At 35.8% G+C, this 25,349-nt stretch carries 25 protein-coding genes and 1 pseudogene; 5 read left to right on the top strand and 21 right to left on the bottom strand.

Annotation, left to right across the window (positions count from 1 at the left end):
• Positions 1 to 111 precede the first annotated feature (111 nt).
• The 4 genes from EG359_RS10435 to EG359_RS10420 are packed head-to-tail and all read right to left on the bottom strand — an operon-like array spanning position 112 to position 6,083.
• Positions 112 to 1,371 carry a TolC family protein gene (locus EG359_RS10435; RefSeq protein ID WP_076354438.1) on the bottom strand — a complete coding sequence of 420 codons (1,260 nt, stop codon included), beginning with the start codon at positions 1,369 to 1,371 and terminating at the stop codon, positions 112 to 114.
• Positions 1,361 to 4,456, bottom strand: coding sequence for an efflux RND transporter permease subunit (locus EG359_RS10430; RefSeq protein ID WP_076354436.1), 3,096 nt, complete (start codon positions 4,454 to 4,456; stop codon positions 1,361 to 1,363). The genes EG359_RS10435 and EG359_RS10430 overlap by 11 nt, the downstream gene beginning before the upstream one ends.
• A gap of 42 nt (positions 4,457 to 4,498) precedes the next feature.
• The gene (locus EG359_RS10425; protein ID WP_076354434.1) at positions 4,499 to 5,596 is read right to left on the bottom strand and encodes an efflux RND transporter periplasmic adaptor subunit; all 1,098 of its coding nucleotides are present in this window, start codon (positions 5,594 to 5,596) and stop codon (positions 4,499 to 4,501) included.
• 4 nt (positions 5,597 to 5,600) lie between these two features.
• Complete coding sequence (locus tag EG359_RS10420) at positions 5,601 to 6,083, bottom strand: MgtC/SapB family protein (RefSeq protein WP_076354432.1); 483 nt, start codon at positions 6,081 to 6,083, stop codon at positions 5,601 to 5,603.
• Between the two features lie 425 nt (positions 6,084 to 6,508).
• Here EG359_RS10420 and EG359_RS10415 point away from each other — a divergent pair, with 425 nt between their 5' ends.
• Positions 6,509 to 7,354, top strand: coding sequence for an EamA family transporter (locus tag EG359_RS10415; RefSeq protein WP_076354430.1), 846 nt, complete (start codon positions 6,509 to 6,511; stop codon positions 7,352 to 7,354).
• 32 nt (positions 7,355 to 7,386) lie between these two features.
• On the opposite strand, the gene EG359_RS10410 is transcribed toward EG359_RS10415, so the two are convergent.
• Positions 7,387 to 8,745 carry a sensor histidine kinase gene (locus EG359_RS10410; RefSeq protein ID WP_076354428.1) on the bottom strand — a complete coding sequence of 453 codons (1,359 nt, stop codon included), beginning with the start codon at positions 8,743 to 8,745 and terminating at the stop codon, positions 7,387 to 7,389.
• A gap of 11 nt (positions 8,746 to 8,756) precedes the next feature.
• Positions 8,757 to 9,455, bottom strand: a complete 699-nt coding sequence (locus EG359_RS10405) for a response regulator transcription factor (protein WP_076354426.1) — start codon at positions 9,453 to 9,455, stop codon at positions 8,757 to 8,759.
• 102 nt (positions 9,456 to 9,557) lie between these two features.
• Here EG359_RS10405 and EG359_RS10400 point away from each other — a divergent pair, with 102 nt between their 5' ends.
• Together EG359_RS10400 and EG359_RS10395 are read left to right on the top strand one after the other, a co-directional pair.
• On the top strand, positions 9,558 to 10,229 hold the full coding sequence (locus tag EG359_RS10400) for a YiiX/YebB-like N1pC/P60 family cysteine hydrolase (RefSeq protein WP_084180438.1): 672 nt from the start codon (positions 9,558 to 9,560) through the stop codon (positions 10,227 to 10,229).
• A gap of 159 nt (positions 10,230 to 10,388) precedes the next feature.
• Positions 10,389 to 10,700, top strand: coding sequence for an NIL domain-containing protein (locus tag EG359_RS10395; protein WP_076354424.1), 312 nt, complete (start codon positions 10,389 to 10,391; stop codon positions 10,698 to 10,700).
• A gap of 143 nt (positions 10,701 to 10,843) precedes the next feature.
• Here EG359_RS10395 and murA read toward each other — a convergent pair whose 3' ends face one another.
• Positions 10,844 to 12,151 carry a UDP-N-acetylglucosamine 1-carboxyvinyltransferase gene (gene murA, locus EG359_RS10390; protein WP_076354422.1) on the bottom strand — a complete coding sequence of 436 codons (1,308 nt, stop codon included), beginning with the start codon at positions 12,149 to 12,151 and terminating at the stop codon, positions 10,844 to 10,846.
• Positions 12,151 to 12,819 (bottom strand): DUF4290 domain-containing protein, encoded by a 669-nt coding sequence (locus EG359_RS10385; protein WP_076354420.1) that lies wholly within the window; start codon positions 12,817 to 12,819, stop codon positions 12,151 to 12,153. Before EG359_RS10385 ends, murA begins: the two co-directional genes overlap by 1 nt.
• Before the next feature lie 187 nt (positions 12,820 to 13,006).
• On the opposite strand from EG359_RS10385, the gene EG359_RS10380 reads away from it, so the two are divergent.
• Positions 13,007 to 14,449 carry an alpha-amylase gene (locus tag EG359_RS10380; protein ID WP_076354418.1) on the top strand — a complete coding sequence of 481 codons (1,443 nt, stop codon included), beginning with the start codon at positions 13,007 to 13,009 and terminating at the stop codon, positions 14,447 to 14,449.
• A 122-nt stretch (positions 14,450 to 14,571) separates the two neighbouring features.
• Here the strand turns inward: EG359_RS10380 and EG359_RS10375 are convergent, their stop codons facing one another.
• Complete coding sequence (locus tag EG359_RS10375; protein WP_076354416.1) at positions 14,572 to 14,982, bottom strand: thiol-disulfide oxidoreductase DCC family protein; 411 nt, start codon at positions 14,980 to 14,982, stop codon at positions 14,572 to 14,574.
• A gap of 4 nt (positions 14,983 to 14,986) precedes the next feature.
• Positions 14,987 to 15,454, bottom strand: coding sequence for a heme-binding domain-containing protein (locus EG359_RS10370; protein ID WP_076354414.1), 468 nt, complete (start codon positions 15,452 to 15,454; stop codon positions 14,987 to 14,989).
• 422 nt (positions 15,455 to 15,876) lie between these two features.
• On the opposite strand from EG359_RS10370, the gene katG reads away from it, so the two are divergent.
• Positions 15,877 to 18,156 (top strand): catalase/peroxidase HPI, encoded by a 2,280-nt coding sequence (gene katG, locus EG359_RS10365; protein WP_076354412.1) that lies wholly within the window; start codon positions 15,877 to 15,879, stop codon positions 18,154 to 18,156.
• A 53-nt stretch (positions 18,157 to 18,209) separates the two neighbouring features.
• On the opposite strand, the gene EG359_RS10360 is transcribed toward katG, so the two are convergent.
• From EG359_RS10360 to EG359_RS22955, 11 genes and pseudogenes are all read right to left on the bottom strand, one after another.
• Positions 18,210 to 18,584, bottom strand: a complete 375-nt coding sequence (locus tag EG359_RS10360; RefSeq protein WP_076354410.1) for a hypothetical protein — start codon at positions 18,582 to 18,584, stop codon at positions 18,210 to 18,212.
• Positions 18,585 to 18,772: 188 nt separating this feature from the next.
• On the bottom strand, positions 18,773 to 19,177 hold the full coding sequence (locus tag EG359_RS10355) for a hypothetical protein (protein WP_076354408.1): 405 nt from the start codon (positions 19,175 to 19,177) through the stop codon (positions 18,773 to 18,775).
• A gap of 2 nt (positions 19,178 to 19,179) precedes the next feature.
• Positions 19,180 to 19,614 (bottom strand): hypothetical protein, encoded by a 435-nt coding sequence (locus EG359_RS10350; protein WP_076354406.1) that lies wholly within the window; start codon positions 19,612 to 19,614, stop codon positions 19,180 to 19,182.
• A 202-nt stretch (positions 19,615 to 19,816) separates the two neighbouring features.
• A complete protein-coding gene (locus tag EG359_RS10345) occupies positions 19,817 to 20,290 on the bottom strand; it encodes a hypothetical protein (protein ID WP_076354404.1) in 474 nt (157 codons plus the stop codon).
• On the bottom strand, positions 20,265 to 20,726 hold the full coding sequence (locus tag EG359_RS10340; RefSeq protein WP_123867349.1) for a hypothetical protein: 462 nt from the start codon (positions 20,724 to 20,726) through the stop codon (positions 20,265 to 20,267). The genes EG359_RS10345 and EG359_RS10340 overlap by 26 nt, the downstream gene beginning before the upstream one ends.
• A gap of 6 nt (positions 20,727 to 20,732) precedes the next feature.
• Complete coding sequence (locus EG359_RS22755) at positions 20,733 to 20,996, bottom strand: RHS repeat-associated core domain-containing protein (RefSeq protein WP_228450483.1); 264 nt, start codon at positions 20,994 to 20,996, stop codon at positions 20,733 to 20,735.
• Between the two features lie 16 nt (positions 20,997 to 21,012).
• Entirely contained in the window at positions 21,013 to 21,165 is a 153-nt protein-coding gene (locus tag EG359_RS22750; protein WP_228435057.1) for an RHS repeat-associated core domain-containing protein, read from the bottom strand.
• Between the two features lie 524 nt (positions 21,166 to 21,689).
• Positions 21,690 to 22,148 carry a hypothetical protein gene (locus EG359_RS10330; protein WP_076354398.1) on the bottom strand — a complete coding sequence of 153 codons (459 nt, stop codon included), beginning with the start codon at positions 22,146 to 22,148 and terminating at the stop codon, positions 21,690 to 21,692.
• An 11-nt stretch (positions 22,149 to 22,159) separates the two neighbouring features.
• Positions 22,160 to 23,275: an RHS repeat domain-containing protein gene (locus EG359_RS22885; RefSeq protein ID WP_228435055.1), complete on the bottom strand. Its 1,116-nt coding sequence runs from the start codon at positions 23,273 to 23,275 to the stop codon at positions 22,160 to 22,162.
• Between the two features lie 289 nt (positions 23,276 to 23,564).
• On the bottom strand, positions 23,565 to 23,864 hold the full coding sequence (locus EG359_RS10320; protein WP_076354396.1) for a hypothetical protein: 300 nt from the start codon (positions 23,862 to 23,864) through the stop codon (positions 23,565 to 23,567).
• A 734-nt stretch (positions 23,865 to 24,598) separates the two neighbouring features.
• A pseudogene (locus EG359_RS22955) lies at positions 24,599 to 24,746 on the bottom strand (RHS repeat-associated core domain-containing protein); the annotation flags it as partial.
• Positions 24,747 to 25,349 lie beyond the last annotated feature (603 nt).

Genomic DNA, 25,349 nt, shown 5'->3' with positions numbered 1-25,349 from the left:
CAGATTTTCATCTTACATGAACTTTATATACAGTACTTTTTACACTTACTTATGTGAACTAAAGTGTTTTTTTAAAGAAAACTTTTGTGGTTAAAAACAATCAGTTTCATCTTAGAAATCAATATCCCAGATTCCTGCCTTACGCTCAAGATCAATTAAAGCAGCTGCATTTTCTGCCAGAAGCTGGAAATAATTCTGGCGAAGTTCATTATAGGTTCTCTGTGCATTGAGGACTTCCAAAATGGAACTTTCACCGCGCTGATAACTGTAGGTAATTCCTTTCAGAATATTTTCTGCTTCTTTCAGCATGCCATTGTCAAACTGTTGTAACTGTTTTTGAGCAGAACTATATTGTTGATAAGCCTGAGTAACCTCCATCCGGATGCTGTTTTCAATCTGTCTGTATTCAGTTTCAGCTTGTGAATAACCCATTTCTGCAATTTTCAGATCGGCATTTCTTCGGTTGGAAAACTTCAAAGGAACACTAATTCCTAATTTTACAGTGTTTACAGCAGGTGAGGGAGCTATTTCATTATTGGCAACCGTGTTGTGGCCAGCGCCGGCACTTAGTCCAAGATCTATGATACGATTGGCTTTTTCAAGTTTAATACGACTTGCAGCTGTATTGATATTCTGCTTGGATGCCAAAATATCAGACCTTTCGTTGACTGCCTGTGTGATGAGGTCATTCAGATTATAGTTTCTGTTGAAGGAGTTTAAGTCTCCGTTTACATCCTTTTCTGTACTGTCGTTGCCAATAAAATCAGAAAGCGCAGTAACGGATTGCTGCTGGGTTCCTTCCAGATGGTATACCTCATTCAATAAAGAAGAAGCTTCTAGTTTGCTTTGCTGGGAAGTTACTTTGGAAATATCACCCAATTTGTATCGGATACTGTCAGATTTAGCCAGTTTCAACATACTTTGATAAGATTCTTTCTGAACATTCAGTAGGGCTTTGGATTTTAAAGCTTCAATATACCCCAAGGTAGCATCAGCAAGCAGGTTTCTTAAATAATCCTGTAGCTGTAACTTGGAGTATTCTGCTTCATTTTTTGCCGTTTCAATTCTTGCTTTTCTTTTTCCTCCCAGTTCAAGAGTCCAGCTGATGGCTCCTTCTATGGTATGTCCCATATCTTTGGAAACCCCGTTGTTTGAGGTTTCCATTTCTATTTGTGGATCAGGAAAAATACCTGCTGTGAGAATAGATGCTTCTGCCATACTGACATTGTACCTCTGTGCGGCAAGTCCTAGGTTTTTATCTTTAACATAAGCCAGGTATTCATTGAAGTAAAGAGGCTCTTTTACTGTTTGTGCATTGATGAAAATACCTGTAACGGTACAACATAATATGATTAAAAAATTAAATTTCATGGGATGTTACATTTTGTTTGTCAAAACGAAGTTCAGCTAAATAATAAATGGCAGGAAGTACAAACAGGGTAAGGAATGTGGAGAACATAAGTCCATACACAATTACTGTTGCCAGCGGCCTTTGTACATCGGAACCAATTCCTGTTGCCAGTGAAGCAGGTAATAATCCAATGATAGCCACTGAGGCTGTCATTAATACCGGTCTGAAACGATCCTTAGCTCCCTGAATGACTGATGTTCTGAGATTAATTCCATTTTTTCTGAGGGTATTGATATGAGAAACCATAATCACCCCATTTTGTATGGCTACCCCGAATAAGGCAATGAAACCTACTGCAGAAGAAACATTCAAGGACATTCCTCTGATATTCAGGGCAAGCATTCCCCCAAATAAAGCGAGCGGAATAATACTCATCAATATAAGTGGCTGTCTGAAAGTTCCAAATGCACCATAAAGCAGCAGAAACATAAGGGCTAATGCGAGAGGTATAATAACTGCCAGTCGGGAGTAAGCTCTGTTTTTATTTTCAAACTGTCCGCCCCATTTGATCTGGTATTTTTCATGATCGTAGCGAATGTTGTTTTCAATGCTTTTCTGTGCTTCGTTGAGGAATGAAGTAAGATCTCTTCCGCGTAGGTTTAGTTTTACGGTAAGATGTCTCTTATTCATTTCTCGTGTTATGGTGCTTTCTCCGGTACTCAATGTTACACTTGCAATCTGCGAAAGCGGAATTTTAGCTCCGGATGAAGAGGATAGCATCAGATTTCCTATTTTCTCTGGAGTATTACGGCTGTTTTCCACATATCGGCAGGAAATATCATATACTTTGTTTCCTATAAAAATTTGTGAAACGGCTTTTCCTCCAAGAGCGGTTTCGATGAGGTCGGTTACGTCGGAAACATTCAGACCATATTGAGCAATTTTATTTCTGTCGGCGACGATCTGTAATTGAGGAAGCGGAGGCTCCTGATCAATGGCAAGGTCGGCTGATCCTGGAATTTTCTTTAAAAGTGAAAGTACATTGTCTGCAACCTGTCTTGTTCCTGCGAAATCATCACCATAAATTTTGACTACCAATTCACTGTGCGCTCCAGAGATTTTATCCATTACACCATCTATCATTGGCTGCGAAAATCCTACGGTAAAGCCGGGCATTCCTTTGTAATCTTCTGCCAGTTCTTTAATAAGATCAGCTTTTGTTTTTCCTGACGGCCATTCTTTGTAAGGTTTTATTCCTACCGATACTTCAAAGTGAGAAGCTGTCCATGGATCCGTTCCATCATCATTACGTCCCGCTTGTACCATAATGTATGTGACTTCTGAGTGCTTCATTGTTCTGAGACGAAGCGAATCACTCATTTCTTGAGCCTTTTTCAATGAAATGCCGGGAGGAAGCTGTACCTGCAGCCAGATAGAACCTTCATCAAGCTCCGGTAAAAAGTCTTTACCTACGTTGTAAGAGAGAATTCCGGCACCAACCAGTACAATTCCGGCAGGGATGAAAATCTTTTTTGGAGCAGCCATTATTTTATCTATTCCTCTTCCGTAGGCATTACTTATTTTTTCAAGCCATTTATTATAATAAATTTTTCTTGGCTTTTTATAGATCATAAAAGCCAGCCCGGGAATCAAAAGTAAAGCAACAGCCAATGCTCCCAGTAATGCATATCCTACCGTAAAGGCCATTGGGGTAAATAGCTTTTTTTCTACTCTTTCAAAGGCAAATAGCGGTAAATAAGCTGTAATGATGATGATTCCTGAAAAGAAAATAGGTTTAGCAATCTCAGTGGCTTTCTGGATGATTGTTTTTTCTTCCAGCTCCTCATCGGGATGATCTTCTCTTTTCTTCAAAATAGCTTCCAGCATTACAATGGAACCATCTACAATAATTCCGAAATCTATGGCTCCCAATGACAGAAGGTTGGCAGGAATATTGGTGAAATGCATTAAAATAAAAGCAATAAGAAGTGAAAAAGGAATGGTAATGGCGGTAAGAAGTGCTCCTCGCCAGCTTCCAAGGAATATGATCAATATAATAATGACCAGTACAATTCCTTCCGTTAAGGTATGGGAAACTGTATTAAGGGTTGTTTTTACCAGATCAGTTCTATCCAGATATGTATGAATTTTTACGCCTGCCGGAAGGGTATTTTTGTTGAGCTCATCTACTGCTTCATGTACTCCTGTTAAAACCTGTGACGGATTTTGACCTTTTAGCAAAAGAACGATCCCACCTACGCTTTCATTGTAATTTCGGTTACGGTCTGTAAAGCCCAGAATTCCCTTACGTTCAAGGTTTCCGTATTTCAATGTTCCGATGTCGTTCAGGAAAACGGGAACTCCTTTTTCTGTTTTTACAACGGTTTTTCCCAGATCATCAAGATTTTTGATTAATCCAATTCCACGAACCACATAGGCAAGGTCTCCGCGGGGAAGCATGCTTCCCCCTGCACTGGCATTGTTTTTACTGATGGTTTCAATAACCTCAGCTAAGGAAAGACCATATTGTTCCAGTCTATTGGGATCAAGCTCTATCTGAAACTGCGTGGTGATTCCCCCGAAATTAGTGACATCAGCAATCCCGGAAACCTGTTTTATTCTGGGAATAATAACGAAGTTTTGCAGATCTGTAAGTTCTCTTAGGCTGTGGTTATTACTTTCAATAACGTAGCGGTAAATTTCTCCTACGGGAGAGGTTAAAGGATCCAGTCCCGGCTGTGCGCCATAGGGTAGGGAAACATCGGCAAGTCTTTCCTGAATACGCTGTCTTGCCCAATAATCATCAATTCCATCATCAAATACGATGGTAATCATTGAAAGTCCAAAAGTACTTTTGCTTCTCATCACATGCATTCCGGGAATCCCATTGAGTGCTCTTTCCAATGGAATAGTGATCTGCTGTTCTACTTCTTCGGCAGCCAGGCCTTGTACCTGGGTTACAACCTGTGAAGTGGTATCGGCAATATCAGGATAGGCTTCAACGGAAAGTTTAGTCCAGGAATAATATCCAAAAACTCCTAATAATATGAATAGGGCCAGTATCAGCCATTTTTTCTGTATGGAAATTGTTAATAACTTTTTCATATGCTAACTTTAATGGGAAACTTCTGTTTCCGCATTCGACACTTATTTTACATCCAGCAAATAGATTCCGCCAGTGGTCATGATTTCATCTCCGGATTTAAGTCCTGAGGTAATCTTTACTGTTTTTTCAGAGGCTTCTGCAGTGGTGATATTTCTTTTCATGAATTGATTTTTTCCTGTTTTAATCCATACATACTGGTTGTCATCTTTCTGCATCAAAGCAGAGGTGGGGATAATAATTGTGTTTTCAGAATCGGTGGAATAGGTAATGGTGGCAAACATACCAGGTTTCAATGTTCTATCAGGATTTTCACACTGTATTAATACCTTAATGCTTCGTGTTGCTTCATCTACCCAATCGTTGATGTGATAAACCTTTCCGGTGATGGCTCTGTCCGGATAAGTATTAACCTTTACAGATACCTGATCTCCGTTTTTAATAAATCGAAGATCTTTCTCCTTAACTTCTCCGGAAATCCAGACTTTTGAGAGTTCAGCAACAATCATTACAGGTTCAGCATCTTCACGAAGGTATTGTCCGGTAACAATCTTGTTAGAAATAATTTCTCCTGAGATGGGTGCTCTTACGATCAAACCTCCGGAACCTTTGCTCTGGCTGTTGTAGATCTTTAATGCTGTAGAAGCATTGGTTAAAGAGATTCTTTTATTTTTAAATTCGGTTTCTGACTCCTCCAGTTCTTTCTGTATTCCCAACCCGTGTTTTACAAGGTCCTGCTGGCGTTTGTACTTCTTTTCAGCGAGACCTGCTTCATTCAGGGCATCAGAATATTCTTTCTGCACATCCAGATAACCTGAAGAAAGAACTTCAAAAAGGGGACTTCCTGCGCTTACCTTTTGGCCAATATTGACAAAGGCTTTTGTAATTCTTCCGGAAAAGGGGCTTGCAATTTCGGCGTAGTTATTGGGGATGGCTTCTATGGTTCCTACAGAGGTAATATCATGGTTGTATTCCTGATCGCTGACGGTTATGGTTTTGATTTTTTTTAAAACGGGACTGCTTTCGGGAATAATGACCTGATTATTTTTGAAGGTGATTTCCTCTTCCTTGTTTTGCTGAGGGGCATTGTCTTTGCAGGAGATGGCAAAGAGGGTAATAATGCTTAAGATTATTCTTTTCATGATCTTAATAAAATTGGGTACTGTTGCTGATTTTTGCTTTTGTATCGTTTTTTTTCTTTTTAATGACGATGTTTTTACTTCGGACTTCCTTTTGGGTAGACAAAGTGGATCGTAGAAATATATTTGTGGAAACGATGAAGAAAACTGTAATAAGTGCTTCTATGGGATAACCTAAGGCACATAATGCACCTATTGCAGCGGAGCACCATAAAGTAGCGGCAGTATTTAATCCTCTTACGGTAAGGCCATCTTTCATGATAACGCCACCACCAAGGAAACCGATGCCACTGACAATATAAGAGGTAATTCTTCCGGCTGCATCACCACCAATTCTGATAGCAATTAATACGAATGCTGCAGAGCCTATACAAACCAGAGTATTGGTACGCAGGCCCGCATTTTTTCTGCGCCACTGTCTTTCGAAACCTATACCGGCTCCTAAGCAGAATGCAGTTAATAAACGAAGAGTAAATTCAAATGTATTCATAACTTTTCCTGTTTTTATAAAGCTTTTAGGCTGTACGGGAAAAGTGAGTACAACTAAAGCTTTTAAGATTGATAATTACTGTAAGGATCTGAGTCCATATGCTTTATTTTTTACTGTGCAAAAGTAGAAATGAAGCTGCTTTTTTACAGTTAGAAAGGCTTTAGAATGCTATTAGAATGTTATTAGAGAAAATAAGGATAGTGCTTTTTTAATTGAAATATATAATTGATCTTATGTAAAGGATTATTAATGGTTACAGATTCAGAATTAAAATACTAACCTGTAACCATGGTTTAAGATAATAATTCAATACATTTGGCGAAAATTTAGTTTTGTACTATACTATTATTAATTTTGTAGAATAAAGCTTGTTTTATCTCCCGGTTTCATCCCCCAAAGTTGTCTTTATAAATTAAATTGTAGAAATGAAAAAATCAAATCTAGCGATCCCCGCTACGCTTTTAGCTATTGTCTGTGTACAAGGCGGAGCATCTATTGCCAAGCAGCTTTTTCCTGCGATAGGAGCTATTGGAACCGTTACTTTAAGGATTGTTCTTTCTGCAATTTTACTGACATTAATTAACCGCCCGAAGTTTTTGCAGTTTACCAGCCAAAAGTGGAAGTATTGTGCAATGTATGGGATAGGACTGGCTGCTATGAACCTTATTTTTTATATGGCTATTCAGAGAATTCCACTAGGGTTAGCGGTTACTGTTGAGTTTGCAGGACCTTTATTTCTGGCCTTGGCTCTTTCGCGTAAATTATTGGATGTAGTATGGGCCCTGCTGGCCTGTGTAGGGATATTGCTTATTGTTCCCTGGAAAAGTGACCATATCGATTTAGTGGGACTTGGACTTGCTTTTCTTGCAGGAATATTTTGGGCCCTTTACATCGTGATGGGCGGAAAGGTTTCCAAAATAATGGACGGAAAAGATGCCGTTACCACTGGGATGTTGTTTGCAAGTCTTGTGATTATTCCTTTTACCATATGGGATGGCGCAGTCTTTAATCTTACGCCTACAATTTTTATGAAAGGGCTAGGAGTGGCAATCCTTTCAAGTGCATTGCCATTTTCATTAGAAATGATGGCCCTTAAAAAACTTCCGGCAAAAACTTTTAGCATTCTGATGAGTCTGGAGCCTGCTTTTGCAGCCCTTTCGGGGTTGGTGTTTCTGGCAGAAGAGTTAACTTTTTTGCAGTGGATATCCATTGCCTGTGTCATAGCAGCCAGTATCGGAACTACAATTTTCAGTAGAATTTCTCATGAGTAGACTCTAAAAAAGAAAAGAACTTTAAATTCATATTAAAAATCAAAGATCACCATAAAAACTGTTTTATTGTTTTCTGAGGCTACTTTTATCTTGGCATGATGAAGATGGATGATTTTCTCGGTCAGGAAAAGTCCGATGCCGTATCCTTTTTCTTCTTTGGAATTTTCACTTCTGTAAAATGGCTCAAAAATATGCTGCAGATCTTCAGGTGAAATGATAATTCCTGTATTGGTAAAACTGATGATCAGTGAACTTGCATGGGTTTTGACATCTATGCAACATGTATGTTCAGGAGAATATTTACAGGCATTATCAATAAGATTGTTGAATGCTACCTGTAGCAGATACTCATTTCCTTGCAGGGTGAGCTGAGGTTCTTCCACCTCACTGTCTATATTCAGTGAAACTTTATATTCAGAATTTTCCTTTATAATTTTAGAATAAGATTCCAGAAGAATTTCGTCAAGACGTATTTCAGAAAAACTGATTTCATTAGGGTCATAGCTAGCCTTAGCGAGATCCATTAAGCTGTTGGATAATTTGACCATATTGCGGGCATCATCCAATGCAAACCGAATTGTCTCCTGGTATTCTTCCTTGGTGTGTTCTTTTTCAGAAGCCAGTTCCAGTTCTGTAATAATGGCTGATAATGGCGTACGAAGTTCATGCGAAATATTGGATACGAAATGCTTTTGAGCATCAAAGGAATTCTCCAGTCTTTCCAACATCCCATTGAAATTTTGGGCAAGCTCATTAAGCTCATCCTTCTCTTTGGTGGTTTTTAAACGCAGTTGTAATTTTCCGGCTGTAATTCTTTTGATTTGTTCCACCATTTCACTAAGTGGATTCAATGCTTTTTTAGAAAGAAAAATTCCGGCCAGATAAATCAGAATAAGAATACTGATAAAAGCAATGATGCTGATGGTCAGTAAATGATTGATCGAGTTATAACCATATTGATCATAACCGGCTGCAGTTACTAAATATTCTTTTCCGTTATGAGTATAAACAGTTCCAATAGCCTGAAGATCATTGATGAAAAAACTGATTTCCTTATTTTTTAGAATTCCGGAAAGCATTTTCGGATCTTCTTTTACATAATCTACCTTTGAGTCATCATGATAGATGAGATTGAATTCCGGATCATAGATGGCTACCTGAACTTCATTAATGGTTTTTGTATTGTTTTTATAAAGACGGTGCATTTCCTTTTCAGACAATGTACTCTGAAAAAAAAGATTGGCCTTGGCAACTCCTTCATTTCTGAGCTGAGCATAAAATGAGGTTTCCCTTGCCTTACTTGAAGAATAATAGACGGCAATACCATAGAATATCATCAGCATTGCTGTGACAAAAGTAAAAAGTAGAGTAAGCCGGGTTCTGACTTTCATGCTTTAAAATGCTATTGGTGGTTTTCTTCGTATCCCTTTTTTAAAATGAAACCCATTCCTGCTTTGGTATGGATTAGTTTACTTTCAAAATCCTTGTCAATTTTCTTTCGGATATAATTGATGTAGACATCAATAAAATTGGTGCCGGTATCGAAGTGAGTTTCCCATACATTTTCTGCAATTTCAGAGCGGGAAAGAACTCTTTCCGGATTTTCCAGCATGTATTTCATCAGATTGAATTCTTTAGGAGTGAGTTTTATGGAGATTCCGTTTCTGCTTACAGACTTCAATTTAAGATCCATTTCAATATTTTCATATTTTAATAGCTGTTCTGTAGGGGAGTGCAGAGAAAATCTTTTCATTAAAACCTTAACTCTGGCAATGAGTTCACGCATTTCAAACGGTTTGGTAAGGTAATCATCCGCTCCGGAATCAAACCCCTCCAATTTATCATCGGTAGTTCCCAATGCTGTAAGCATAATGACGGGAACATGGGGCTTTGAACTTTTTATTTCCCTGCAAAAATCCAGACCATTTTTTAATGGAACAATAATATCTGTAATGATGAGGTCGAAGTCCTGAGATGACGCCAATTCCAATGCCTTTTCGCCGTCATAAGCAAAGCTTACGTCCATATCCTGTTCCAGAAGTCCTCTGCCGATAAGCCGTGAAAGTCTTTTGTCGTCTTCTACTAGTAAAATATGAGGCATAAGAATGTGTAAAGTGTTTTTATTGGAATGAAAACTAGCTCAATATTCACCACAAATGTAATGAATTCTATTTTGTAATTTTAACCCCGAAATAATAATCAAATGTCAGAAATTAAAATGTTTTTACATAAAAGGCTTAAGGAAATATCTGTTGCCGGACTTTTATCTTTTTTAATGGCCGTGTTGATGCAATGTGCTTCTCATAAGGATATAGCACAGCTTAAGAATGGAGATCTTCTTTTTGTAACCGCCAAGGAAACGGGTCTTTCCGGTGCTATTAATAACGTTACCCAAAAGCAGAAGATTGCTTCTTTCGATCATATTGGTATTCTTGAAAAAGTAGATGGAAAAATGTATGTTCTCCATGCTGCACCAAAAGGAGGATCTCAGCAACAGGATTTAAAAGATTTTATTAAAGATCAGAAAGATGATGGCCAGAATGTAGTGGTGTACCGTTTGAAGCCTGAATATCAAAAATCGATTCCGACTGCTATTGAAAAGGCGCATTCAATGTTAGGGAAACCCTATAATTTCAATTATATTTTGGATGAAAATTCATATTACTGTTCAGATTTTATCGAAAGAGCTTTTAGAAATGATCAAATTTTCAAATTAGAGCCCATGACGTTTATTGATCCCAAAACAGGAAAGATCAATGCATTTTGGGAAGAATTTTATAGTAAGAAAAATCTGAAAGTCCCTGAGGGTGAGCCTGGCTGTAATCCCAATGGCTTGGCCGGCTCAGAAAAACTGGAAAGGATAAAAGAACTTTAAAATATTGAGAGAAGCTGTAAAGGCTTCTTTTTTTTGTTAAATTTTAAAAAAATATTAGTCTACTAATTTGGTGGACTAATATTTTTTTATATTTTTGTCACAGATTTAAATGCAAAGAGCAATATGATCTGAAAGTGTTTAACCAAAAAATGTTTAGTGATGATTACACCTAATCCTAGCCTGCAGGTTCTGCAAAATAAACTGAACCTACCTAAAAAAGAATTGTTATTGGAAATAGAATTGAATGGCAAAATGAAATTTGAGCATTTAATGAATACCATCTATAATCAATTTGGGATTTGTCACAGAGTGTTATCAGCCAATGTGGAATATGTGAACGGATACAGTTTTGGTTCAGTACAGTTATACATTAATGTTAATTCAGAAGACTATCATCAGCTTGAAGTCTATCTGAATAAAAATAAACTTTTGAATACAACGGTGGAGTATCTCTGCCGAAAATATTCTTAGGGGAGATTCATATAGTTTTAATTACTCAAAGTGTCTGATTTTTTTAATCGGGCACTTTTTTTATAGAAATTTTTTATTTTACACCAGCCAACAAAAAAGCGTCCAGATCACTCTGAACGCTCTATTGTAATAAAAATAAGTTTTTAAATTCTTTCGATATCAGCACCAATTGCTTTTAGTCTTCCATCGATATTTTCGTATCCTCTGTCGATTTGCTCGATATTGTGGATAATGGATTTTCCTTCTGCAGATAATGCCGCAATAAGAAGTGCATTTCCGGCTCTGATATCAGGGGAAACCATTGTAGTTCCTCTTAATGGAGCTTCTTGGTTTAATCCTATTACCGTAGCTCTGTGCGGATCACATAAAATAATCTGAGCACCCATGTCGATTAATTTATCCACAAAGAATAATCTGGATTCAAACATTTTCTGGTGAACAAGGATACTTCCTTTAGCCTGAGTGGCTACCACCAAAATAATGGATAATAAATCCGGAGTGAATCCCGGCCATGGAGCATCCGAAATAGTAAGGATAGATCCGTCAATAAATTTCTGGATTTTATAATGTTCCTGGGCAGGAATATAAATATCATCACCGCTTTGTTCAAGCTGAATTCCCAGTTTTCTGAATGTATTCGGGATAACCCCTAGTTGGTTCCAGTTTACATTTTTAATGGTAATTTCAGATTTTGTCATGGCTGCAAGACCAATCCAAGATCCGATCTCTACCATGTCCGGAAGCATTGTGTGTTCAGTACCTCTTAAGTAATCTACTCCTTCAATAGTCAATAGGTTTGAACCAATTCCTGAGATATTAGCACCCATTCTGTTCAGCATTTTACATAACTGCTGAAGATAAGGTTCGCAAGCAGCGTTGTAAATTCTTGTTTTTCCTTTTGCTAATACAGCAGCCATAACGATATTGGCTGTTCCTGTTACAGAAGCTTCTTCCAGTAAAATAAATTTACCATTAAGTTCTTTAGCCTTTAAAGAATAGAAATATTCTTCTTCATCATAATGAAATTCTGCACCAAGTTCTACCAATCCCTGGAAGTGAGTATCCAATCTTCTTCTTCCGATTTTGTCACCACCCGGAGTTGGCATATAAGCCTCTCCATAACGTGCCAACATTGGGCCCATAAGCATGATAGAACCACGTAGTTTAGCTCCGTCTTTTTTAAACTCATTAGACTTTATATAGTCAAAATTAACTTTATCCGCTTTGAAAGTATAATCTCCGTGAGCATTTTTAGTAACTTTTACACCAAAATCACCCAGAATTTCAATCAATCTGTTCACATCATGAATGTCCGGAATATTTTTGATTCTAACTTCTTCATCCGTTAACAGAACTGCACATAAAATTTGTAGAGCCTCATTTTTGGCTCCTTGTGGAGTTATCTCACCCTGCAGTCTTTTTCCTCCTCTTATTTGAAATGTTCCACTCATTATTTTCTGTTTTTATGATTGTTATTATGCCTTCTTTTGTTAGGTTGATTTTTATTATTGTTGCTGTTACTATTGTTTCGGTTGTTGTTACCGTTATTGTTTCGGTTGTTATTATTGGTATAATAAATCTTACTTTTTTCAAGAGATTCAATTCCTGTAAGATCCAACCTGTTTTCAGACAGTTCTTTCAGATGACGGAAAATAACGTCATCCGTCACATGTTCTTTATTATAGACATTATAAGATTTCTTCATATTGTTGGCAATTACCTCTATAAGGGCTTCTTTTTCATCCCCTGGTTCTAGTTCTATTGCTTTTTCTATCAATTGAAGAATACTTTTTCCGTAAAACTTGAAGTCACCTTGAAGTTTTGGATATTCCATTCTTTTAGGTTTTTCTGCCAATTGTTCCATCGTAGGAAACGGATAAGGAGATTCTACATCCAAATCATGATTAGCAAGAATAAAAAGATGGTCCCAAAGTTTATGTTTATAATTTTCCTCGTCGCGAAGTTGCGGGTTTCTCTGACCCATAAAATCGATGATTGCCATAGCCATTTCATTCCTTTCCTCTTTGGTAGGAAGTTCTTTGCAGCGCTCAACCAACTGTTGTATAATTCTGCCATATTCCGGCATATGAAGCTGAGTTTTTTGGGTATTGTATTCCATAGTATGCAAATATATGGATTAAAAGAAAAATTGTTTGGAGAATCTTAAAAAATTATGATTTTTTAATGAAACTTCATGTAGGGTATCTTATTGATTTATTATGAAAAGTAAAAATATTTCACATAAAATTGAATTTGGTTTTAAGAAAATTGTAAATTGTTTAATAGATTAATAATTAAATATTTCGATGAAAAAAGTACAATTTTTACTTTCCTTACTGGCATTGGCAGTAGCCAGCTCATGTCAGAACAATGATGAATTTATCAAAGAGCCTTCACAAAAAGATGAAGTACATGATAAAATTGTAAATGTAACCCATCATGATGGGAGACCTTTCAGTACTACCGTAAAGGAATCTGGATCTGTACAAGGTAAATTTGTTGCCGGTCCGGGTGGCAGTGTTTTGATGCAGGGATTTTATTGGGATGTTCCGGAAGGCGGTAACTGGTGGAACACTGTTAAGGATAAATTAACTGCATGGTCCAACGCAGGAATTGGAGCGGTATGGCTTCCTCCGGCTTCAAAGGCACAAAACGGAGCCTATTCAATGGGGTATGATCCTACGGATTATTATGATTTTGGAAATTTTAATCAAAATGGAAGTGTAGAAACCCGCTTTGGGTCAAGAACTGAACTGGAGGCTTTAATTACCAAGGCTCATGCTGAAAATATGCAGGTATATGCTGATATTGTCATTAATCATAATAGCGGTGGGCAATCTGAGGCTAATCCTTATACCGGAACAAATACCTGGACAAATTTTTCAGGAGTAGCTTCCGGAAAATTTCAGAGAAACTACAATGATTTTTATAAAAACTCTTACGGAAATAATGATGAAGGTTCTTTTGGTGGTTTTCCGGATCTTTGTCATGCTAATCCTCATGTGCAGGACTGGTTGTGGGGTAGAGACGATTCTGTAGGGAAATACTACAAAAATGTAATGAAGTTTGATGGTTGGAGGTTTGATTATGTTAAAGGATTTGGACCTTGGGTCGTTAATAACTGGAATTCAAAGGTGGGTGGATTTTCTGTAGGGGAATTATGGGATTCTAATGTTAATACTCTGGAATCATGGGCAAATAATGCAAACAGTTCCGTATTTGATTTTGCAGCTTACTATAAAATGGATGAAGCCTTTGATAATGGAAATTTAAATGTCTTAAATGATGATATGATGTGGAAAAGGAACCCGTACAAGGCTGTAACTTTTGTGGCTAATCACGATACAGACATCATCTACAATAAAATGCCGGCCTATGCCTATATTTTAACCCATGAAGGATATCCAACCATTTTCTACAGAGATTATGAAGAATGGCTGAATAAAGACAAACTAAATAATTTAATCTGGATTCATAACAACAAAGCTACGGGAACAACTTCCATTTTATACACAGACAATGATGAATACATTGCAAGACGTAATGGGTACAACGGAAATCCGGGGTTGGTAGTGTATATCAATACATCATCAAGCTGGCAGGAACGCTGGATTGAAACCAATTGGAGTAATCAGCAGATTAAGGATTTTACAGGAAGTTCAAGCTGGTATCCGACAACGCAGGGTGATAAATGGGTGAAAATTCAGTGCCCACCCAATAGTTATTCAGTATGGTCGCTTAATTTATGAGTAATGAGTTCTGAGCTTGAAAAATTAAAATAATGTAGAATCTCTCGCAGATTTTGCTGATAACGCAGATTTTTTATAGTATAAATAGTTGTGTAAATCTGTGAAATCTGTGGGAGATCATATTATACCTGAATGAATTTTTTCTTTTGATGCTGATCCGGCAGATAGCATTTTTGATTGGCCAGTTTCATTCTGTTTCTGGATATAACATCATACATCTTATCACTCAGGAATGAGGGCATTAGTTTACCAATGGCTGATACTTTGTAAATTCCGCCTAATAAGCTCGCAATTTGAAGTACTGCTCTTGATTTGATCAGATAGTATTGTTTGGGTTTCCAAAGATACATGGTGTTGAACTCTGTGGTTTTCAGGCCTCTTTCGGATAAAAATTCCTGTCCGAAGTCAGACTGCAGTGAGGCAAACATGAATTTGTCTTTTTTGTCTCTTTCCAAAATCCATTGGACCCAGAAGTTACATACTCCACAGTCGCCATCAAAAAATACAATATGTTTGTTTTCCCAGTTTTCCACGATGTTATTTATTAAACATGATTCTTCTTTCTGTGTCTTCCTTTACCTGCTTGAAGTATTTAATGAGATCTGCCCGTTGCTCATCGGTTAACTTGGCATTTTGATGTCCTATGTAATAAGATTCAAGTGGCATTTCTTTTTTCTCAACCATCTCCATGCTTTCTTTCAGTTTACGAAGCTGTCTTTGAGGTTCGTATACTGCAAAGGTAGAAAAATTAAGATGCTTTCGGCCTTCATCAATATGATTTTTTACAAACCATGAAACCGGTGAGATACTGGAATACCATGGATAAACCGTTTCATTGGAATGGCAGTCATAGCATGAAGTTCTAATGACTTTAGCTGTTTTTTCAGGAGTATTTTTTATTTTCAAAAAGTCCATGCCGGGTGTAGGGCGCGGATTGGTTTTATCAATAGGAAAAAACTGAATGATAACGAAGGCTACGAGAAGAATGACAACTATTTTTTTCATATCGAATTCATGTTGGTGAATGATAAAGATAGCTAAATAATTTTTAGTCTGAATTGAAATTAAAAGATTAAATGCTTGTTATACAGTTTTATGGGATGGTTTTTATTTATCAAGAAATCAACAACATTCTGACAATATATATCTTCCTTTTTCTGTTGATGATTATATTGAGTTATTCTAAATAGGGTAGAGTATTGCTTTTTTTTACTAAGGTGAATTTAAAATTTTACTAACTTAATACCACAATTGTGTCTTTGGTTCAGATGCTGTCGGAAATATTTCTTTATAGTTTTTAACTATCGTTGAAATAATTATTAATAGATTGTATTTATTGAAAAGACGTTGTAAGTTTGTCATGTTCTTACAACAGAGAAAGTTACTTAAACTGTATTAATCAATATAAAAAAAATAAATAAACGACAATGGAAAACGATTTGAATGACATCAGTAAATGCCCGTTTCACAACGGAACCATGAAGAAGAATAATGTAGCAGGTGGAGGTACTCAAAATCAAGATTGGTGGCCTGACCAGCTGAGGGTAGATCTTCTGCGTCAGCATTCATCACTATCCAACCCTATGGATAAAGACTTTGACTATGCTGAAGCGTTTAAGAACCTTGATCTTGAAGCTGTAAAAAAAGATCTTCATGCATTAATGACGGATTCACAAGATTGGTGGCCGGCAGATTTTGGTCATTATGGACCTTTGTTTATCCGTATGGCCTGGCACAGTGCCGGAACTTATCGTGTAGGTGACGGTAGAGGTGGAGCAGGAGCGGGACAGCAACGTTTTGCCCCTTTGAATAGCTGGCCGGATAATGTAAGCCTAGATAAGGCAAGAAGGCTATTGTGGCCTATTAAGCAGAAATACGGAAAAAATATATCATGGGCAGACCTTTTAATTCTTACAGGAAATATAGCCCTTGAATCTATGGGGTTCAAAACCTTTGGATTTGCCGGCGGACGTGAGGATGTATGGGAACCGGATGCAGATGTATATTGGGGATCAGAAAAAACATGGCTGGGAGGAGATATTCGTTATGCACATGGCTCTGAAGGAGTAGTAGAGAAAGGTGCTGTTCTTCCTACCGATGAAAAAGCAGATGGAGATATTCACTCCAGAAATCTTGAAAATCCTTTGGCCGCTGTACAAATGGGATTAATTTATGTAAACCCTGAAGGGCCGGACGGAAATCCTGATCCGATTGCTGCCGCTAAAGATATCCGGGACACTTTCGGACGTATGGCCATGGATGATGAAGAAACTGTAGCCTTGATTGCCGGTGGACATACTTTTGGAAAAACCCACGGTGCCGGTCCGGCAGATCATGTTGGTAAAGAACCTGAGGGCGCAGGTATTGAATTACAGGGATTAGGATGGGCAAGCAGCTATAAATCCGGAAGCGGAAGAGATGCCATTTCAAGTGGATTGGAAGTAACATGGACTGAAACACCAACCCAATGGAGTAATTATTTCTTTAAAAACCTGTTTGAAAATGAATGGGAACTAACGAAAAGTCCTGCAGGTGCTCACCAATGGGTAGCAAAAGATGGGGCCGAAATCATTCCTGATGCATTTGATTCTTCTAAAAAGCATAAACCTACCATGCTTACAACGGATCTTTCTTTAAGACTTGATCCTGTTTACGAAAAAATTTCAAGACATTTTTATGAAAATCCTGATGCGTTTGCAGATGCGTTTGCAAGAGCATGGTTCAAGCTTACTCACAGAGATATGGGACCTCGCGCCCGTTATTTGGGACCGGATGTGCCTCAGGAAGAACTGATCTGGCAGGATCCTATTCCGAAAGTAAATCATGAACTGGTTAATGATACGGATGTTCAATCTCTTACTTCTAAAATTTTAGCTTCCGGATTAAGCATTTCTGAATTGGTTTCAACAGCATGGGCGTCTGCATCTACATTTAGAGGAAGCGATAAACGTGGCGGTGCCAATGGTGCCAGAATAAGACTGGAGCCTCAAAGAAATTGGGAAGTAAATAACCCTGCACAATTACAAAAAGTATTGGGTACATTGGAAGGGATTCAAAAAGAATTCAATGATTCTCAAAGTGGAGGCAAGAGAATATCACTGGCTGACATCATTGTTTTAGCAGGTAATGCTGCGGTAGAAGCTGCTGCAAAAAATGCAGGATATGAGGTTAAAGTGCCTTTTTCACCGGGAAGAATGGATGCTTCTCAAGAACAGACTGATATAGAATCTATGGGATATCTGGAACCTGCAGCTGACGGATTCCGAAATTATCTGAAAAGAAAATTCACAGTTTCTACAGAGTCTTTATTAATTGATAAAGCTCAGTTATTAACGCTTACTTCTCCCGAATTAACAGTATTGATTGGCGGAATGCGTGCTTTGGACACCAATTTCGATGGCTCTAAGAATGGAGTATTTACCAACCGTCCGGGAGTTCTTACCAATGATTTCTTTGTAAATCTTCTGGATATGGGAACGCAATGGAAAGCTATGTCGGGTGACAATGAAGTATACATGGGAACAGACCGTTCAACGGGCCAACCAAAATGGACTGCTACAAGAGCTGATCTTGTTTTCGGATCAAACTCAGAACTGAGAGCGATTGCAGAAGTTTATGGAAGTGCTGATGCCCAAGGTAAATTTATCAATGATTTTGTTGCAGCTTGGACAAAGGTGATGAATCTGGATAGATTTGATCTGGCTTAATGGTAATGATTTAAAGCAATATAAAGAGGCTGCGTTATGCAGCCTCTTGTTTTTTATTTTAATACTCCATATTTTCGGGATTCTTCGAAAAGATTATACTTTATTATACTGTCTTTTCTAAAAATATATTCAATAGAATCGCCTTTCTTTTTTGAAACAGAATCACCTATTTGATATGAAAATTCTAAAATTTTTTGAGTTCCATTGGAATATTTAACATAGAGGAAATTATGCTCTTTTTTATTATTATAAATATCAATTACCTTAGTATTTCTTTCGATTGATAATATTTTCTCTTTCACTAATTCATTTGAATTAATAATTAAATAAGCTATTGTAGACAATAAAATACATCCAAAAAAAACGATAAATAGGATAATCGTTTTTTTACTGGATTTATCAACTTCTATATTAAAATCATCTTCCATCAAAACTGGTTTGTGTATTATTTTATGAGGTAAACTTATGAAAATATTGAGAATTGAAATAGGAGTGTCGAAATATATAATGAATTATTTGTATAGATATCTTTTAAATAAAAATCCATCGCAATTGCGATGGATTTTTATTTATCTTCCACACGAAAGGATTTGTGCGACAGCGGGGGGATTTACTTTCAAATTTCTATAATATTACAATTTAATAATTCCCATTTTTCCTTTTTCCTTTCCATATTTATTTCGACAACAGCTCCTTGATTAACAATTTTATATAATATATAAAATTTATTGGAACTTGTTTTGTAATCTAGAATCTCGATTAAATTACCGTTTTCATTTAAACGATCATTTTCATTCACTAAAATACCAAAGCACTTTATTTTTCGTGTTAATGGATTGTTTATTCTTTTAAAAACAATATTAATGTTTCTCCTGTTTTTAATCTCAAAATGGTAATATTGTTTAACATCATTACAAGCATTTAAAGAAATTTCAAAAAGATTTGATATATCTTCTTGTGTTGAATCAACTTTATTAGAGCAACTTGCAAATAGTAAGAGTAATAAAATAGATAATTTCATATTTATTTTAAAATATTAATGTTCAACGTTCTTTTAATATTTGTATTATCTTTCTCTTTCTCTTTCTCTTTCTTTTCCTCGTATTCTCTCGTCTCTTTTATCATTTTCATACTTTTTTTAAAAAATTTATCAGATAATATCTTTTGATACCGTTTATTAAATTTCTCTCTGTTATCACCTGAGTTATATCTTTGAATACTTTCTCCAAAGGCTTCTTCTTCAAATTTCTCACCCTCTTCCTCAGGATTATCAACTCCGTCAACATCATCTCCTCTATGTACATCTTCATGTAGTATAGAAGCTGCAATCAAGAAAATTAAATTAGATTGTTCTTCTCCTGAAAGATTATTTGCACTATCAATAGTTCCAGAATTTAAATTAAATTCACCTGAACCTTTATTATTACCTGTATAACTTGCGTATGCAGGATTTAGCAAAATTTACCTTCGCGTTTCCTAAATGATCTCTGTACTGGTAAATATAATATTTTTCTAAATGCAAATAATTCTATTTTCATATACAAAACAGAACATTATATAACACAAAAACCATCGCAATTGCGATGGTTTTCTTTATTTATCCGCTCAAAGTCACAGACTTTGCGCAGCGGGGAGGTAGCAAGGAAGCGAGAAAAATCCCTTATTCGCTTTTACTACAATCGCTCTCCATAAAAATATGAGCTTTATTAAAATCTGGAATGAATTTTTTATCTACGAAGTAGAGTATTCTTTCATCAATTGTTGATTGCCTACCTTTCTTTAGATTAGAGATATCTTGATTTGTCTTTTCAAAAAAAGAATCGAAAAAGTTAATAATTTGCTTATCTTTTTCTTCACCCAAATCATAGATTATTAAAGAACCTTTATAATGATAAGTCTTAATTCTGTTAGAGAGATTATCATTGTAATTCATTTTTGCAAGACCGAACAGGTATTGATTGTTACATTTTTTAATTAAGCTTATTTCAAAAAAAGCGAACTCTTTTTCAGCAATTATTTTTTCTACATAATTATAAAATTCCTTCTTTTGGTGGGTCTGAGCAGAACATCCAAAATTTAATAAAAGAATATATAATAAGATAACTAATTTAATCTTTTTTAAATTTTCCTTCATAAGCTTTAATTATTTGTGTGCTATTATATATAATGGTTGTATTGTGTGCTGGCGCATAAATAAAGTTAACTGCATTAGGCATAGTTTCTGCAGAAACTCTATCTCCACTATTCTTTTTACTTAAAACCTTAGAAGTATAACCATTCGCCTTAAACGGAAACTGTGACATCCGAAATCCACTAGGGTTTAAAGGACCTGAAATTTGGTCAGGACTCCATGTCCCAGGATGCAAATGTCCTTGTAATTTAACATTACTTCCCTCATAAACGGGACTTGCAGAAGTTTGCTGATTAGATGTATATACAACAGTATTATCTTTACCATTTACTTCAGCTGTCTGTATCCCAAATTCCACATTTACTTCTCCCGACTTCATCCAATCGCCTACTTGATTAAGATAATCCATACCTTTTGCTTCATCTCCTTTAAAGTCCAAATATGTCTATCCAGTTGTTGAATATTGATGAGTATTCTCTTTGATAAAGCCTTTTTCACCAACTTCAAATCCACCATCATTTTCAGTCTTTAGATTTCCACTACTATCAAAATTCTTTTCAGTATAAATCACATCCGTTTTAGATTCAGCCATCCATGTAAGATTGCCACTTTTATCCATTTTGTATATATCCGTTGCTTGTCTTCCATCAGGGTCAATAAACCTTATTGGATTATTAAACGCATAATTAAAAGGACTATGACGTGTCATCTTCTCTGCCAATGGATCAATCACCCCCCCCCCATCTACCCAAATCTGCCATATACATCCTCGCTCCATAATCGTACATACCTGTCTCCTGAAGCTCCTTACCGTTGTACTTATAGTTCTTATAGCTACCCACTCCAAAGAACGCATTACCTGTCTTCAAATGGTTCATCCCAAATGGATAATAGTCATTGGCATCTGTAATTTCAAGGGCACCTACATTATTTCTACCAAAACTTACCCTCGCGTTTCCTAAATGATTCCTGTATTGATAAATATATGTCTTTTCGGGTTATCATTTAAATATAAACCCTCGTCTTTGCGAGGGTTTATATTTTTATATATTGTCACTTTTTAAGTATTATTATAGAGGTACATTATAGAAATTATATATAGTAAAACATTTGTAATTAAATGAAAACCGCTTAAACCTCTAAAATTCTTTTTTAGTATAATTGAGGATACAATAAAATGTAATAAAATAATTACAAAATAAAGTATCCAAATTTTAAGCTGATGCTTTTGATTATTACTTGCATATCCTAATAAAAAACAAGAAAAATACCAGATAATAATAAGAATGAGTAGTAGCAATGTGCTGAGAAAGTAATATTTTAATAATGATTTCATTTTAATATTTATTGTCTAACAGTTACTGTTATATTATATTTTTTCTTCATTTCTTGTATAAAGTTATTATCCGCCTCCATATTTATAAATATCACTTAATTTAACCTCTTCTTGTTTTACAAAATTAATTTTATTACTATCACTTGTTAACATAAATGTTCCTAAATAATTTTTAGGAGGTTCTTTTAACCAAAAATTTCCAATTAGACTTATATTTCCTTTTTTTTTGTCAATACTGTACCAAGAGCCATCACAATCAATAATTATATAATTATTTTTATCTTGATAGAGATAACTATTAGCCCCTGTACCATTATCCTCCATAAGTTTTATAGATTCTAATTCCTCATTTTTCTTAGAAAAGATTGTTAGATATCTTTTATACTCTTTCAGATATAAATGGTTTTTTTTTAATACTATCCCAATATTAAAATTTACTAATGTCACTTTATAAACATTTTGTTTCTTTTCACTACAAGATATTAGAGTTAAAGAAAATAAAATCAAAAAAAATATTCTTTTCATACTAACTTAATTTAACGAGATTGCATAATAGTATTTATAATCCCTGCTTTTACACCACCACTTAGGTATCCCCAATCAGAAACGTTAATATTCCAACTAGATGTCATATTAAAATTTGCAGCCTGTCCGTTTTCTACTAAATCATCAAAATTACTATCATCAGTATAGCCGAATCCTGGAACATAATCTCCTTTACCAGCATCCCAGTTATAAGTGTCAAAATAACTTACATCTATATCGCCAGAAAAAGTATATCCATTAAGACCGGAGAGCTTACCTCTTGTTACTTGTACAGAAACATTCGTAGTAATAGTGTATCCGCCACTTCCATACAACAAATCTAATTCATTAGCAGAAGCGTAATATGAATCTTTCCAAGTTCCTTTTAAAGTAATAGTTTCTCCTAATTTCATATTATCAAGCTGCTGACCAAATTTTTTATTAAATAATTTTGCAACATTCAAAGCTGTAGCATGTCTAACACTTGAATTACTTTTTAAAAATTTAGAAGAAATCTTTTTGTCATTTGACCATCTATCTTTTCCATTTAAAAAATACTCCATATTATCAGCTGCAAAATTTAGTCCTGTAGCTCTTGCTGAGGAAATCATTTTTCTCCCATCTTCTTTTGTTTTTTTACATTTAGGACAGTCACTTCCATCAGAATTTAAGCCATATGAATTCATTGCTTGCCCAAAAGAAACTTCTTGTGTTCCATCCATATATTTCCCTGTACTCCAATTATAAACAGGATTCATACCTTTAGGATCTATGAAAAGAATAGGATTATTTGCGGTATAATTAAATGGCGATATATTAAAATATTTCTCCGCCAGCGGATCTACGACACCCCATCTTCCCAAATCAGGCATATACATCCTCGCTCCATAATCATACATTCCAGTCTCTTGCAGTTCCTTTCCGTTGTACTTGTAATTCTTATAGCTGCCCACTCCAAAGAACGCATTCCCAGTCTTCAAATGGTTCATCCCAAAAGGATAGTAATCATTGGCATCCGTTATTTCCAGAGCACCTGCGCTGTTTTTACCAAAGCTTACCCTTACATTTCCAAGATGATCCTTGTACTGGTAAATATAATGATCTTTTTTATAATCATAGTATCCCAAAAAGCACAGTCCCTTATATTTAAAACACTGAGTTACAAAATAGTTATTATCAAAAATTAAAATATTTTTTAATAAAAATAGATTAAATTATGGTAGGAAAAAGTCTCGCAAATTGCGAGGCTTTTTCTTATCTGCTACACAATAAAATCTTGCGGAAGCGAGGAATGCTACTCCTGTTTTTATAAAATATTTTTTTTAAAAAATAAATGCTGATAATGAGTTAGTTGTAAATTAAAATAGTTATATCACTAAGTTTAGGACATACCCCGATCGAGCTAACGGGATATTATTAAACAATTAAAAACTTTTTCTTAACTTCCAACATATCCTTTATTAAATTCACCTTATAATCTTCAATGCTTATATTTTGAATTGAAGGAAAATTATGTGATTTTGCATCAAAATAATACGAAACCCTCTCAGTAAAAGAATCCTCATTCGTCTCTAAATAATTTGTTATCTGTCGTGAAAGATCATCATTTAAATAATCTTCTGGAGATTTAACATAAAATCCATAATTAATATTATCATTTTCAAAAGCCCTTTCTAAGGCTGGGATATATATACTATAAAAATCTTTTTCGTTCATATTCTACCATCTTCTTTTTCCATCAGGCCCTTTTTCCCAAGGTCTATGGTATTTTAAATTGCTGCCTTTTCCTCTGTGATAATGTGGTACTGGGACTTTTTTATCTTTTATCCATTTAGGCAAGGTTAATCTTGAAGTTCTTCTACTTGGGTGTTTGAGGGGATGGATATCAAACCTTCTCTGGGCTCCATAGCCTGATCGAGAACCTTTACTAATTCCATTAACTTTCCCCCCAGAACCGCGTAAAAGTTTTGTGTTTTTCAAACTACTTCCACCACCTAAAGCTAAAGTTGCTACATCTGCACCTGTTGCTACATTTTCAGCGGTCTCTTCATCTGCCCCTAAAGCTAAAGAACCTTCCTCAACTCCTTGATGCAATAAGGTTTCTTCATCTTCTCCTGTCCATAATTGCTGTGCCCCTGTTGTTGCATTATCAATTCCATTCATTAGTACCAACCATCCTAACGCTGCTCCAACGCCTGTTTCTGCTGTAAGAATTCCACCAACACCACCAACAAAAGCTTCAAGAGTACCACCTACCATTTGCAAACCGCCCAAAGCTCTAGTACCTACATTCCAAGAAGAAGACCCTTGTAATTTAACTTCTTCAATTTGTATTTCTTTTTCAGCAGTTTTTGTTTCAGAATTATAAGCATAAGTGTTGTTTGGATCATCAATAAATGGTTTAAATTCCGGTGTGTTTGGACAGGTAGGACAAATTGCTAATTCTCCAATCATTCCTGTTGGATCAATAAAAATAATAGGATTGTTATAAACATAAGTGTATGGAGAAAATCGTCTGCTCGTTTCAGCTAAAGGATCAACAACACCCCATCTACCTAGATCAGACATATACATTCTAGCTCCGTAATCATACACTCCGTAGTCTACTGTATTTTTGGAGATTTGCCAACTTCATTTTTCCTCGCGCAAACCCTTACTTTTTGAACGCTTTTCTGTCACTTTTCAAAAATACAGATTTATTCATTTGAAAATAAAAAATAAAGTTCTATTCTTTTTAATTATCTGTTCTACACAGACTTTTTTATTTCAATTGAAAAAAAAAGTTTCGGCGTTGTTATAAATGTGGACTTGTGGAAAAAATTGGTGTGGGATTTAGCTAGGATTTTTCCATAAATCTACATTATTTTGAAAACAAAAATTGGCTGTCGGTGTTGTTGTAAAATGTTAAAATGTGGGTAACCCTTCGGCTCCGCTCAGGGCAAGAGCGCAGACAAAGCATTGGGTGGTTATCCACATTTTAATATTTTGGGTTTGGCGGTTGGATTCAGTTGTATTGTAGGATAAAATTCCATGAAAAGACTGCAGAGCGTAGGCTGTGGAATACTTTGTATGGAACAAAGGAAAGCATTTTACATAATCCCAAATTATAGGCGCTGATGGATTTTGCACGTAATGGAACTTGTGTAATGGAGGGCAACGTTTAGCGGCTGGTGCGCGTATAATTTTGATTATGTAATTTGC

Origin of the sequence: Chryseobacterium joostei (assembly GCF_003815775.1) — a bacterium.
GTDB classification, from domain to species: domain Bacteria; phylum Bacteroidota; class Bacteroidia; order Flavobacteriales; family Weeksellaceae; genus Chryseobacterium; species Chryseobacterium joostei.
This window is presented reverse-complemented; position numbering and strand designations above follow the sequence as displayed.